The organism is Mycobacterium sp. 852014-50255_SCH5639931 (assembly GCF_001665605.1).
Classification (GTDB): Bacteria; Actinomycetota; Actinomycetes; order Mycobacteriales; family Mycobacteriaceae; genus Mycobacterium; species Mycobacterium paraffinicum.
Window position 1 is genome coordinate 74489 of sequence record NZ_LZSV01000004.1, and the last position, 13020, is coordinate 87508.

Sequence of the window (13020 nt, forward strand, 5' to 3'; positions counted from 1 at the left end):
GCGTCCATTCTTTCGCCGACGTGGCGCGACTTCGGGTCACCCGCGGCGCTGGGCAAACCTCGGGGCGTGCTCCGGAAGCGGGCCGATCGCGACGAGGTAGCCGAGTACTCGCCGCAGCGCCGGCGAGCGGCCCACCAGCCGCACGCCCAGCGGCGCACGCTGGGCGTTTCCGCCTACCGCCGCGGCGATCACGTTGGCATGGATCAACCGTTGCGCGGTCTGCAGCAGCGCGGTCGGAAACCAGCGGCGCGCCTGCACGCGGGCGAGTCGCCGGGTGGGCACCCGTCCCGCCCGCAGCGCGTCGGCCAGAATGCGGGCGGCCGCCACCGCGTCGGCCACCGCCAGGTTGATGCCGATCCCGCCGACCGGCGACATCGCGTGCGCGGAGTCGCCGATGAACAAGACGCCGTCGGCATACCAGCGGCGAAGCCGATTCAGTTGTACGTCAAGCAGTTTCACGTCATCGAAAGACGTCAGCGTCTGCACGCGGTCACCGAGCCAGGGCACCATGCCGACCAGCGCTCGGTGCAGCGCTTCGACGCCCTCCGACCGCAGCCGGGCGTCGGTTCCCTTCGGGATGATGTAGGCGATCTGGAAGTAATCGCCGCGATCGATCACGATGACGGCGTGTCCGGCCCGCAACACGCCGGCCAGACCCCGCGGATCGCCGGGGTGGCGGGGCAACCGGAACCACCACACGTCCATGGGCGCGCCGAAGCTGTGCGGTTTGAGGCCGACCGAGGAACGCACCGTCGAAGAGCGACCGTCGCAGGCCACGGTCAATTCGGCGCGCATCTCCTTGAGCTGGCCGGCCGGGTCCCGGTAGGTGACGCCGACGACGCGGTCCGCGTCCCGGATGACGCCGATCACCTCGGTGCTGCGCAACAGCCGGAAGCTCGGTTCTGCCTCGGCGGCGGTGGCCACCAGCTCCAGGAAGTCCCATTGCGGCACCAGTGCGATGTGCTTGTGCGCCCCCGGAAGGCGGGTCAGGTCGAGGCCGAGCGGTGCGTTCTCTATCTCCATGTGGACGGTGTCGATGAGGCGATGTGGAATTTCCGCGAATCGTGAGCCGAGACCCAGTTCGTCGAGCAGTCGCAAGGTGCTCGCGTGCACCGTGTCTCCGCGAAAATCACGCAGGAAGTCGGCGTGCTTTTCCATCACCGTGACGTCTACACCGGCGCGTGCCAGCAGCAGGCCCAGCACCATGCCTGCCGGGCCGCCGCCGGCGATCAGGCAGGCCGTTGCCGCGGGTGGGGACGACGTGGCGGACATGGGCCGATCTTGGCACATTGGTTTTCGGCTGCAGAGCCGAATAGGGTGAGCCCCGTGACCGCTTTCCTGAATTGGTGGGACGGCAACGAGCTGTGGCTTTCCGGGCTCGCTTTCGTACTCCAGGCCATGGTGGTGATGCCGGTCGTGCTGGTAGTGGCCGCGGTCACGGCGGGACTGCTCGATGGCCTGCTCGGCAAAAGCATCGCCCTGATGCGCCGGGCCCGCCACGCCGGTGAGGCGCCCGGGTAACGCCTATGCCTCGGTCACACGTGACGTTGATTCTGGTCTCGCTCGTGGTGCTGGTGATCGTCGCGTGGTGGCTAACGCACTGATTGCGCGACTTCGCGCGGCGTGCGCGCACGGCGACGCGAGCGGTGGCGGGCCCGGCGATTCCTGTTAGGCTTCCCGCCATGCACGTGACATCCGGTGTCGTAGAACGCCATGTCTTCGTGCACTGTTGTCGCTGACCGCCAATCCCGTGTGCGGTCTGGTATGGGGTTCGTCAGGCCTCCCAGTCGTTTAGGCGCCTTTCCGCAGCAACGGGACCACTATCACCTAAGTCCCCGTACTGGAAGGCCCGAATGCTCCACGACATCGCTTCGCGCTGGCGGCCGGTGAGTGCGCTCGCCCTCATCGTCGCAGTCATCTCGGGGTGTAGTGGCGGCGCCAGTGACGTCGTGGGCGGGGGCGGCCCGACCAACGCGCGCACCAGTATCACGCTGGTGGCCTATTCAGTCCCAGAACCCGGCTGGAGCAAGGTCGTCCCCGCCTTCAACGCCGCCGAGGAGGGCAAGGGCATCCAGGTGATCACCTCCTACGGCGCCTCCGGCGACCAGTCGCGCGGAGTCGTCGACGGCAAGCCGGCCGACATCGTGAATTTCTCGGTCGAACCGGACATCACGCGGTTGGTGAAGGCCGGCAAGGTATCCAAAGATTGGAATACCGACGCCACCAAGGGAATTCCGTTCGGGTCGGTGGTAACCCTGGTGGTGCGTAAGGGCAATCCCAAAAACATCAAGGACTGGGATGACCTGCTGCGGCCGGGGGTGGAGGTCATCACGCCCAGTCCGCTGAGCTCGGGGTCGGCCAAGTGGAATTTGCTCGCACCGTACGCCGTCAAGAGCGAAGGCGGCGGCAACACCCAAGCCGGCGTCGACTTCATCAGCAAGCTGGTGCATGAACACATCAAATTGCGGCCCGGTTCGGGGAGGGAGGCCACCGATGTTTTCGTTCAGGGCAGCGGGGATGTCTTGATCAGTTACGAGAACGAGGCGATCGCCACCGAGCGCGCAGGCAAACCGGTTGAGCACATCAACCCGCCGCAGACTTTCAAAATCGACAATCCGGTTGCGGTGGTAACCACCAGCCCCCACCTGGACGCCGCGGTCGCCTTCAAGAACTTCCAGTACACGGCCACGGCGCAGAAGGTGTGGGGGCAGGCGGGCTTTCGGCCGGTCGATCCGGCCATCGCCGCCGAATTCCGTGATCAGTTTCCGGCGCCGGCGAAACTGTGGACGATTGCCGACCTCGGTGGCTGGAGCGCGGTGGACCCGCAGTTGTTCGACAAGACCACCGGCAGCATCACCAAGATCTACATGCAGGCCACCGGATGACGGCCGCGATCACGCCCGACCCTCAGGCAATCAGGCCGGAGCTCGGTCACCCGGCCGGTGACGCCGGGCACCGCCAAGCGAATTCGGGGCGTCGCTGGTCGGGTACCACGTCACTGCGGGTGGGAGTGGCAACGCTGTGGCTTTCGGTGATCGTGCTGCTGCCGCTGGCCGCCATCGCATGGCAGGCCGCGGGCGGTGGGTGGCACGCCTTCTGGTTGGCGGTGACGTCAAACGCCGCGTTGGAGTCGTTCCGGGTCACCCTGACCATATCCGCCGGGGTGACCTTGGTGAATCTGGTGTTCGGCCTGATCATCGCGTGGATGCTGGTGCGGGACGACTTCGTCGGCAAGCGGCTCGTCGATGCGATCATCGACCTGCCCTTCGCGCTGCCCACCATCGTCGCGAGCCTGGTGATGCTGGCCCTCTACGGCAACAACAGCCCGGTAGGCCTGCATCTGCAGCACACGGCGTGGGGCGTGGCCGTGGCGCTGGCCTTCGTCACGCTGCCATTCGTGGTGCGCGCCGTGCAGCCGGTGCTGCTGGAAATCGATCGGGAGACCGAAGAGGCGGCCGCGTCGTTGGGTGCCAGCGGCGCAAAGGTTTTCACTTCTGTCGTGCTGCCGTCGTTGACACCGTCCTTGCTGTCCGGCGCGGGCCTGGCTTTCTCACGAGCGATCGGCGAGTTCGGGTCGGTGGTCCTGATCGGTGGCGCGGTACCGGGCAAGACCGAAGTGTCATCGCAGTGGATACGCACCCTGATCGAGAACGACGACCGCACCGGTGCCGCCGCGATATCCATCGTCTTGCTGTCGATTTCGTTTGTGGTGCTGTTCATTCTGCGGATCGTGGGCGGACGCGCGGCCAAGCGTGAGGAGTTGGCGGCGTGACCTCATCGCCCAGGGTTCGATACCTGATCCGATTCGTCGGGCTCGCATACCTTTTCGTATTGCTGGTCGTTCCGGTTGCCCTGATCTTGTGGCGGACGTTTCGGCCCGGCTTTGGCCAGTTCTTCGACTGGGTGAGCACTCCCGCGGCGATCTCGGCGCTGAACCTGACCTTGCTGGTGGTCGCCATCGTGGTGCCGCTGAACGTAGTTTTCGGCATTCCCACCGCTCTGGTGCTCGCCCGCAATCGGTTTCGTGGCAAGGGCGTGCTGCAGGCGGTCATCGATCTGCCTTTCGCGGTGTCGCCGGTCATCGTCGGCGTTGCCCTGATCCTGTTGTGGGGATCGGCCGGCGCATTCGGCTTCGTGGAAAAGGACCTCGGATTCAAGATCATCTTCGGGTTGCCCGGCATCGTCCTTGCCAGCATCTTCGTCACCCTGCCCTTCGTTGTGCGCGAGGTGGAACCGGTCCTGCACGAATTGGGGACCGACCAGGAGGAGGCGGCCGCGACCTTGGGATCGGGCTGGTGGCAGACTTTTTGGCGGATCACCCTGCCCTCGATCCGGTGGGGTCTGACCTACGGCATCGTGCTGACCATCGCCCGCACCCTCGGCGAATACGGAGCGGTCATCATCGTGTCGTCGAACCTCCCGGGAAGGTCCCAAACCCTGACCTTGCTGGTCTCGGATCGGTATAACCGCGGTGCCGAGTACGGCGCCTACGCGCTGTCGACATTGTTGATGGGCGTCGCGGTGTTGGTCCTGATCTTCCAAGTGATTCTGGACATCCGCCGGGCGAGAGCGGCCAGGTAGCCTGACATGGAGACTCGGATATGACAGACAACGACAGCCGGTCCGTCGACCAAGCCATCGTCGTGCGCAACGCCTACAAGCGCTACGGCGACTTCGTGGCCCTGGACAACGTGGATTTCGTCGTGCCCTCCGGCTCGCTGACGGCACTGTTGGGCCCCAGTGGTTCCGGCAAGTCGACCCTGTTGCGGGCCATCGCCGGACTCGATCAACCCGACAGCGGGACGATCACCATCAACGGTCACGACGTCACGCGGGTGCCGCCGCAGCGGCGAAGCATCGGGTTCGTATTCCAGCACTACGCCGCGTTCAAGCACCTGACCGTCCGCGACAACGTCGCCTATGGCCTGAAGATCCGCAAGCGCCCCAAGGCGGAGGTCAAGGCCAAGGTCGACAACCTGTTGGAAGTGGTGGGGCTGAGCGGATTTCAGAACCGTTATCCCAATCAGCTCTCCGGCGGTCAACGACAGCGGATGGCGCTCGCGCGGGCGCTGGCGGTCGACCCGCAGGTGCTGTTGCTCGACGAGCCGTTCGGCGCGCTGGACGCCAAGGTGCGCGAGGACCTGCGCGCGTGGTTGCGTCGCCTTCATGACGAGGTGCACGTCACCACTGTTCTGGTCACCCACGACCAGGCGGAGGCGTTGGACGTCGCCGACCGCATCGCCGTGCTGAACCACGGTCGTATCGAACAGGTGGGATCGCCGACCGAGGTCTACGACGCACCGGCGAGCGCCTTCGTGATGTCGTTCCTCGGCGCGGTATCCACCCTGAACGGCAATCTGGTTCGCCCGCACGATATCCGGGTGGGCCGCAACCCCGAAATGGCCATCGCGGGCGGTGATGGCACCGCAGAGTCCATCGGGGTGGTGCGCGCCACCGTCGACCGCGTGGTCGTGCTCGGCTTCGAGGTGCGGGTGGAGTTGACCAGCGCCGCCACCGGTGGGGCGTTCACCGCCCAGATCACCCGCGGCGACGCCGAGGCCCTGGCCCTACGCGAGGGGGACACCGTCTACGTGCGCGCGACCCGAATCCCGTCCCTTGCCGTTAACTCGGCGGACAACGGCAACGACCGTCCCGCCGGCGCCGGCGAGGATCAAGCCACGCTGACGTCGGCGTAACGCCCGCTCTCCGTTACGAGGCGTGCAGCCCGCACTCGGTTTTCGACAGCCCCTGCCAGCGCCCGCTGCGCGGGTCGGCACCCGCGAGCGGCTTGGCCGTGCACGGTTCGCAGCCGATCGACGGATATCCGTCGTAGACAAGCGGATTGACCAGCACACCGTGGTCGTCGATGTAGTTCTGCATGTCCTCGTCGGTCCACGTCGCCAAGGGGTTGATCTTCACCAGCTTGAAGCCCTCGTCGAAGCCGATCACCGGGGCGTTGGCACGGGTCTTCGCTTCGCTCCGGCGTAACCCGGTCACCCAGGCGGAGTATCCGCTGAGGGCCCTGCGCAGCGGCACGACCTTGCGCAACCGGCAGCACTCGCCCGGGTCACGCTCGAAGAGGTTCTTCCCCAGCAGCTGGTCCTGCTCGGCCACCGTCTGCTCGGGGGTGATGTTGAGGACGTGGATGTCGTAGACCGACTCGACCGCGTCCCGGGTCCCGATGGTTTCGGCGAAGTGGTAGCCGGTGTCCAGGAACACCACCGGTACACCCGGCCGAACCTTGGAAGCCAGATCGATCAACACGGCCTCCTGCATGCTGGAGGTCAACACGTAGTTGCAGGTCGCCCAGCCGCGGGGCCCGTTGATGCCGCCGAAATGCTCATCGGTCCACCGCAACACCTCCGTCGCGCTGGCGCCCTCGAGCTCCGCGGCGCCGCGCGCCGCCAGTTCCCGCAGTTCGGCTTCGGTCCGTTTCGTTGCCCGTTCACTCATCTCAAATCGTCCTCATCCGCCCGAATCGCCCACTGCGCGAACCGTTCTCCCGCACTGCGGTTTTTGATGAAGTTGCGTACCACCCGGTCGATATAGTCGCCCAACTCGTCACTGGTGACCTTGTGCTGGCGCAGCTTTCGCCCGAATCCGCTGTCCAGCCCGAGGCTGCCGCCCAGGTGCACCTGAAAGCCCTCGACGGAGCCCCCGTGGCCGTCGTCGACCATTTGACCCTTGAAACCGATGTCGGCCACCTGAATTCGCGCGCACGAGTTCGGACAGCCGTTGATGTTGACCGTGACCGGTACGTCGAGCACAGAGTTGATGTCCTCGAGCCGGCGTTCCAACTCGGGCACCAAGACCTGAGCCTTGCCCCGGGTTTCGGCGAACGACAACTTGCAGTACTCGATCCCCGTGCAGGCCATCAGGTTTCGGCGCCACTGGGACGGTTTCGTTTGCAACCCGAGCGCCTCCAGGCCCGCGAGCGCGTCATCGAGTTTGTCGTCGGCTATGTCGAGGATGACCAGCTTCTGGTACGGAGTGAACCGGATCCGGTCCGAGCCGGCCCGGTCCATCAGGTCGGCCACGGCCGAGAGGATGGTGCCCGAGACCCGTCCCGCGATCGGAGCCGCCCCGACGGCGTTGAGCCCGTTCTTGAGCCGCTGCACCCCGATGTGGTCGATCGGATGCTTGAGCGGTTCGGGGGCGGGGCCGTCGATCAGCGGCCGCTTGAGGTACTCGGTCTCGAGAATTTCACGGAACTTGGCTATGCCCCAGTCCTTGATCAAGAACTTCAGCCGGGCCTTGGACCGCAGTCGCCGGTAGCCGTAGTCGCGGAAGATCGACGTCACGGCCTCCCACACCTCGGGCACCTCGTCCAGCGGGGCCCAGGCGCCGACCCGCTGGGCCAGCATCGGGTTGGTGGACAGGCCGCCGCCGACCCACAGGTCCAGGCCAGGCCCATGCTCGGGATGGTTGACGCCGATGAATGCGATGTCGTTGATCTCGTGCGCGACGTCCTGCAGACCCGAGATCGCGGTCTTGTACTTGCGCGGCAGGTCGGCGAAGTCCGGCTGGCCGATGTAGCGACGCACGATCTCGTCTATCGCCCAGGTCGGGTCGATCACCTCATCGAGTGACTCGCCGGCCAGTGGCGAACCCAGGATTACGCGCGGGCAGTCGCCGCACGCCTCGGCGGTCTGCAGGCCGACGTCGGCGAGCCGCCGCCAGATTTCGGGGACGTTTTCGACCTCGATCCAGTGCAACTGCACGTTCTGGCGATCGGAGATGTCGGCGGTGTCGCGGCCGAACTCGGTCGAGATCTGGCCGACCGTGCGCAGCGCGGCGGCCGAGAGCGCGCCGCCGTCGCAGCGCACCCGCATCATGAAGTACTTGGCTTCGAGCAGGTCGGCGTTCTCGTCGCCGGTGAAGGTGCCGTCGTAACCCTGTTCGCGCTGGGTGTAGAGCCCCCACCAGCGGAAGCGTCCGCGCAGGTCACTCTTGTCGATGCTGGCGAACCCGGCCTGGGCGTAGACGTTCTCGATGCGTTCGCGCACCTCGAGGGGGGCGCCGGCGTGCTTCATCTCTTCGTTGGGATTGAGCGGTTCCCGGTCTCCCAGCGCCCACTGGCCCTCGTTACGAGGCTTCGCGGGACGGGCTGTGGTCATTGAAGAGGACTCCTTCTCGACATCGCAGGCATAGAGGCGCAGCTCACCGGTGGTATCGGCGGCGCAGATCCGATGCCAGCTGGACGTACAGGTGGGCGGGTCTACGGAATCAAGGGAGACAGCAACAGCTGCAAACACGCTTGAAATCAATGTGCCGCCGCGCCACGAGCGCAATGCGAAGGCTAGGCTGAGCGACGGTCACGCGTCCATTGTGCCATGCCTGTCGGGGGGGCCATACAACCAGGTCAAATATCCGCTCACGATGAGCGGAATTCGGATTAAGCTGGCCGCGCCGGTGAGAAAAGCCAGGAAAACGCTGTGGGCCGCGACTGCGGTCCCGGGATCGACACCGCGGCCGGGTACCGAGCGCCGTGGGATCATTTGGCATGGCACTTCGCGAGGAAACGGTCGAGCTGCCCGAGCTGCAGCCCGTCCCCGGGCGGCCGTTCGGGGTGTACATCCACGTTCCGTTCTGCATAACTCGTTGCGGCTACTGCGATTTCAACACCTACACGCCCGCCGAGTTGGGCGGTGTGAACCCCGACGCTTGGCTGGCGGCGCTGCGGACCGAGTTGAAGCTGGCTGCCGAGCGGCTTTCCGGGCCGACCGTGAACACGGTGTTCGTCGGGGGAGGTACGCCGTCACTGCTGGGCGGGGCGCGCGTGGCGGCGCTGCTGGACATGGTGCGTGAGCATTTCGCGCTGGCGCCCGACGCCGAGATCACCACGGAGGCCAACCCCGAGTCGGCCTGGCCGGACTTCTTCGACGCCATCCGCGCGGCCGGCTACACGCGGGTGTCGCTCGGCATGCAGTCGGTGTCACCTAGGGTGCTGGGAGTCCTCGACCGCATTCACACCCCCAACCGATCGGCCGCCGCCGCACGCGAAGCGTTGGATGCGGGCTTCGAGCACGTCAGTCTCGATCTGATCTATGGGACGCCGGGGGAGTCCGACGACGATCTGCTGCGCTCGGTCGACACGGCGATCGAGACCGGCGTCGATCACGTCTCGGCATACGCGCTGGTCGTCGAGGAGGGCACCGCGCTGGCCCGACGCGTTCGGCGTGGCGAGCTGGCGGCTCCGGACGACGACGTGCTCGCGCACCGCTACGAGCTGGTCGATGCCCGGTTGTCCGAGGCCGGAATGACCTGGTACGAAGTGTCCAACTGGTCGCGGCCCGGCGGCGAATGCCGACACAACCTCGGCTATTGGGACGGTGGCCAGTGGTGGGGTGCGGGACCCGGAGCCCATGGCTACGCCGGAGCTACGCGGTGGTGGAATGTCAAGCACCCCAACGCTTATGCGGAGAGGCTGGCCGCTCCCAGGCTGCCGGTGGGAGGATTCGAGCGGCTGGACGCCGACGCGCTGCACACCGAAGACGTGCTGTTGAAAACCCGGCTGCGGCAAGGTCTTCCGCGTGACGTGCTGAGCGCCGCCGAAATCGAACGCGCCGAAGGCGCGGTCGCCGACGGGTTGCTGGTATCCGACGGCGATCGGTTCGTCCTCACGCCGCGCGGTCGGCTGTTGGCCGACGCCGTGGTGCGCACCGTCCTGGGGTAGTGCTCAGCTGCTTGGGAACCAGTGCGCGACTGCGTGATTGATTTCGATGTACAGCGGGATCCCGATGGTGACGGTGTAGGAGAATGTCAGGCCCAGCGCGGCCGCCAGCGGCAAGGTCGGGCTCGCCTCGGGGATTCCCAGCCGCTGCACCGCGGGCAGCGTGATGTAGGACGCCGAGCCGCAGAGCACGGCGAAGAGCACGTAGGTACCCGGCTGAAAGTGTGTATCGGTGAGGTTCGCGTAGCAGTAGGCACCGAGGATGCCCAGCGTGGCAAAGACATTGGGCGCCAACAAGCCGAAGACGATGAACCCGCTGCCGGCCAGCTTGAGATCCCGTAGCTTGCGGGACGCCGTCATGCCCATTTCGAGCAGGAACAGGCAGAGCACACCCTGAAACGCCGCGACGAACAGCTCGTTCTGGTCGTGCACAACCTTCTGGCCCTGTAGCGCACCGATGAAACCGATGGCGATGCCGCCGACGAGCAGGATCAGCCCGGGGTTGAGGAAGACCTCCTGCAAAATCGCGCGCGAGAACAGCGGTGCCTTCTTGCGCTGCAGGGTGTCCCCGTCCCACTCGGGATGTTCTCGCTTTTCCAGCGAGAACTCCAGCTCCTCTTCAATCCCACGCTCGATTCGCTCGTCCACGCTTTCTGCGCGCTCTCGCTGGGCGGCCGCGCCCGGCCCGACCTTGACGGGAGCCGTGTAGCCGTGTTCGTCCGGCAGGTAGCCGGAGTCGTCCATTCCCCGGTGCCGCAGTCGGGCCACCAGGTATAGCGCCACCAGGCAGCCCGGGATCTCCATGAACGCCAGCAGGACCGGCATGTAGGCGTCGAAGGCGATCCCGACGCTGGTCAGGACGGCCACGCAGGTGGCGAACGTGCCGGCCGAGTCCGATCCGTAGTAGCCCGCAACCGTCGCCCTGTCGACGCGCCGCAGCCGGGTCAGATAGCGCAGCAGAACGTAGGTGAGTGCACCTATCACGAAATTCAGCGCGAAGCCCAGCGCCACGAACCCGGCGATGTTGTCGATGTCGGCCGGTTTGACCTTGGCGAGCTCCTCGCCACCCTGCCAGCCGATCGCCACCAGGAGGTACATGGTCAGGCCCTGGTAGATCACGTAGGGAAACTCGAACCGCACCTTCAGAATCGGGATGAGGAACCCGAAGTAGAAGAACAGCAACAGTGGCTTGAAGAGATTGTGGACGAAGTTCTGCCACAACTCGTAAAGCATGGGCGCCTCCTGGCGACGCAGTCCGGCGCAGCGGGCGGCAGCAAGCGACTCGCGGCGCCCACGAACTTAATGGACACCCAGGGGCTTCGGCAGCCGACTCAACCCGTCTTTACGAACAATTAACAACCAGCTGGATCGGGCGTCGACTCAGGTCCGGCCCGGCCGGTCAAAGGAACTGTCGCCCACCACGATTCGCCGATGCCGGCCCGCATCGAGCGCAACTAGAACCAATGGCCGATTAGCCGATTGACCTCGATGTAAAGCGGGATCCCGATCGTCACGTTGTAGGAGAACGTCAAACCGAGTGATGCGGCCAACGGCAGGGTGGGGCTGGCCTCGGGGATCGCCAGCCGCTGGACCGCCGGGACGGCGATATAGGACGCCGCGCCGCAGAGCACGGCGAAGAGCACATAGGTTCCCGGCTTGAAATCGACGTGGGTGAGCGAGGCGTAGATGTGGGCGACCAGGATGCCAAGTGGCGCAAAGAGGTTCGGCGCCAGCAGGCCGAAGAGGATGAAACCTGGGCCTGCCGTTCGCAGATCCTTCAACTTCCGGGAGGCCGTCATGCCCATCTCGAGCAGGAACAAACAGAGCACGCCCTGGAACGCCATGACGAAGAACTTGTCGTCGTCGGCGACAACCTTCTGCCCCTGTAGCCCGCTGACCAGGCCGATGATGATGCCTCCCATCAGCAGGACGAGGCCGGGGTTGAGGAAAACCTCTTGGAAGAGCTCCCGCGAGAAGATCGGCACCCGCTTGCCCGACGTGCGGGGCGGGCTCTGGTCGGGCTCCCAGTCCGGATGGTCGAGCTTTTCCAGGGAGAATTCGAGCTCCTCCTCGATCCCGCGCTCGTGCTCGGCCTCGAGGCTCTGGCCGTGCGGGGGCTGGGCCGCGGTGCCGGGCCCGACTCCGACCCTGACCGGCGCGATGTAGCCCGGCTCGTCGATCATGTTTCCCGCCGTGTCCATGCCGCGGTGGCGAAGCCGCGCCACGAAGTACAGCGCCACCAGGCAGCCCGGAATCTCCATGACGGCCAACATGACCGGCATGTAGGCGTTGAACGCCATGCCGATGGCCGTCAGGACGGCCACGCAGGTGGCGAACGTGCCGGCCGAGTCGGACCCGTAATACCCCGCGACCGTAGCTCGGTCGATTCTTCGTAGCGTTGTCAACCAATTCAGCAGCAGGTAGGCGAGACCGCCGATCACGAAATTGAGCACGAACCCCAACACCATGAAGCCCACGATCACCCCGATGCTGCCGGCGCTGATCTTGGCGAGCTCTTCACCGCCGTGCCAGCCGATGGCCAGCAGCAGGTACATGGTCAGGCCCTGGTAGATCACGTAGGGAAATTCGAAGCGCACCTTCAGGATCGGGATGAGGAATCCGAAGTAGAAGAACAGCAGGAGCGGCTTGAACAGGTTATGGGTGAAGTTCTGCCAGAACTCTTGCAGCATTCGATGCCTTCCTCGATGAGTGCGGTGATCAGGGAAAGCACCGTCCGCAAGCGGAGCCACCACGAACATCCCGACGACCGAGCAAAACCTATCCCCGCCGGTGTCAAACCGCCACTCGAATGCAAAGCGTGTAGTACGAGCGTGTCGAAGCGCTTCCGGCGGGCCGGCGCGCGGAAAAACCCCTGTTCAAAGGCCTGTAGCCGGCGATCTTTCGAACGCGCACCGGCGGTTTGGTAGGCGTGGATTTGGTGGGAAAGTGCTGTGTATTTGCTGTGGGGTCAGCCCAGAATCAACGCGCCGACGAAATAACCGACGGCCGGACCCCGACGCCCTTCTGGCGGTGTGTCACCGACAGCCACGCCATTGGTGAGTAATGGGTGGTGATTTTCTCGAAACCGTCAACGCGCGAAACCGTAAGCACGCCGGTTTCCTGGTTGATTTCGAGTTCGTCGCTTTCGCCGCCCTGGACCTCTTCGCCGTTCGCAAGCCGGATCACGAACATGGCGTTGCTCTCGAATAGTCGTCGAGATAGGAGCTCACGCGCCACTCCTTTACCTACTGCGATGGAACTCACCGAGCCTCCGCGCCCTACTGAAGCCCCGGTTGGCGAGTTTGCACGGATCGACTCGATCTTAGGAGAAGTCACGTCACCGTGGT

13 protein-coding genes are annotated in these 13020 nt (G+C 65.4%); 6 read left to right on the forward strand and 7 right to left on the reverse strand.

Going from position 1 to position 13020, the window contains the following annotated elements:
* Positions 1 to 36: 36 nt before the first annotated feature.
* Positions 37 to 1272, reverse strand: coding sequence for an FAD-dependent oxidoreductase (locus A5758_RS03560; protein ID WP_067736538.1), 1236 nt, complete (start codon positions 1270 to 1272; stop codon positions 37 to 39).
* Between the two features lie 54 nt (positions 1273 to 1326).
* Here A5758_RS03560 and A5758_RS03565 point away from each other — a divergent pair, with 54 nt between their 5' ends.
* The 5 genes from A5758_RS03565 to A5758_RS03585 all read left to right on the forward strand — a co-directional run bounded on the left by A5758_RS03565 (position 1327) and on the right by A5758_RS03585 (position 5696).
* A complete protein-coding gene (locus A5758_RS03565) occupies positions 1327 to 1521 on the forward strand; it encodes a hypothetical protein (RefSeq protein ID WP_066952819.1) in 195 nt (64 codons plus the stop codon).
* A 332-nt stretch (positions 1522 to 1853) separates the two neighbouring features.
* Positions 1854 to 2885: a sulfate ABC transporter substrate-binding protein gene (locus A5758_RS03570; RefSeq protein ID WP_067203307.1), complete on the forward strand. Its 1032-nt coding sequence runs from the start codon at positions 1854 to 1856 to the stop codon at positions 2883 to 2885.
* Positions 2882 to 3772, forward strand: a complete 891-nt coding sequence (gene cysT / locus A5758_RS03575; protein WP_067203306.1) for a sulfate ABC transporter permease subunit CysT — start codon at positions 2882 to 2884, stop codon at positions 3770 to 3772. Before A5758_RS03570 ends, cysT begins: the two co-directional genes overlap by 4 nt.
* On the forward strand, positions 3769 to 4581 hold the full coding sequence (cysW, locus tag A5758_RS03580; protein ID WP_067736543.1) for a sulfate ABC transporter permease subunit CysW: 813 nt from the start codon (positions 3769 to 3771) through the stop codon (positions 4579 to 4581). The genes cysT and cysW overlap by 4 nt, the downstream gene beginning before the upstream one ends.
* Before the next feature lie 20 nt (positions 4582 to 4601).
* Complete coding sequence (locus tag A5758_RS03585; RefSeq protein WP_067203301.1) at positions 4602 to 5696, forward strand: sulfate/molybdate ABC transporter ATP-binding protein; 1095 nt, start codon at positions 4602 to 4604, stop codon at positions 5694 to 5696.
* A gap of 13 nt (positions 5697 to 5709) precedes the next feature.
* On the opposite strand, the gene A5758_RS03590 is transcribed toward A5758_RS03585, so the two are convergent.
* The 3 genes from A5758_RS03590 to A5758_RS26455 form a co-directional block, all read right to left on the reverse strand.
* Positions 5710 to 6453, reverse strand: a complete 744-nt coding sequence (locus tag A5758_RS03590; RefSeq protein WP_067203299.1) for a phosphoadenylyl-sulfate reductase — start codon at positions 6451 to 6453, stop codon at positions 5710 to 5712.
* Positions 6450 to 8117: a nitrite/sulfite reductase gene (locus tag A5758_RS03595; protein ID WP_067736549.1), complete on the reverse strand. Its 1668-nt coding sequence runs from the start codon at positions 8115 to 8117 to the stop codon at positions 6450 to 6452. The genes A5758_RS03590 and A5758_RS03595 overlap by 4 nt, the downstream gene beginning before the upstream one ends.
* A gap of 109 nt (positions 8118 to 8226) precedes the next feature.
* Entirely contained in the window at positions 8227 to 8595 is a 369-nt protein-coding gene (locus tag A5758_RS26455; protein ID WP_369816368.1) for an Ms4527A family Cys-rich leader peptide, read from the reverse strand.
* On the opposite strand from A5758_RS26455, the gene hemW reads away from it, so the two are divergent.
* The gene (gene hemW, locus A5758_RS03600) at positions 8504 to 9676 is read left to right on the forward strand and encodes a radical SAM family heme chaperone HemW (protein ID WP_067736552.1); all 1173 of its coding nucleotides are present in this window, start codon (positions 8504 to 8506) and stop codon (positions 9674 to 9676) included. The two genes, A5758_RS26455 and hemW, sit on opposite strands and share 92 nt — an antisense overlap.
* A gap of 3 nt (positions 9677 to 9679) precedes the next feature.
* Here the strand turns inward: hemW and A5758_RS03605 are convergent, their stop codons facing one another.
* From A5758_RS03605 to A5758_RS03615, 3 genes are all read right to left on the reverse strand, one after another.
* Entirely contained in the window at positions 9680 to 10906 is a 1227-nt protein-coding gene (locus A5758_RS03605; protein WP_067736556.1) for a sodium-dependent bicarbonate transport family permease, read from the reverse strand.
* A 221-nt stretch (positions 10907 to 11127) separates the two neighbouring features.
* Complete coding sequence (locus A5758_RS03610; RefSeq protein ID WP_067203290.1) at positions 11128 to 12363, reverse strand: sodium-dependent bicarbonate transport family permease; 1236 nt, start codon at positions 12361 to 12363, stop codon at positions 11128 to 11130.
* Between the two features lie 289 nt (positions 12364 to 12652).
* Positions 12653 to 12865 (reverse strand): hypothetical protein, encoded by a 213-nt coding sequence (locus A5758_RS03615; protein ID WP_067203288.1) that lies wholly within the window; start codon positions 12863 to 12865, stop codon positions 12653 to 12655.
* Positions 12866 to 13020 lie beyond the last annotated feature (155 nt).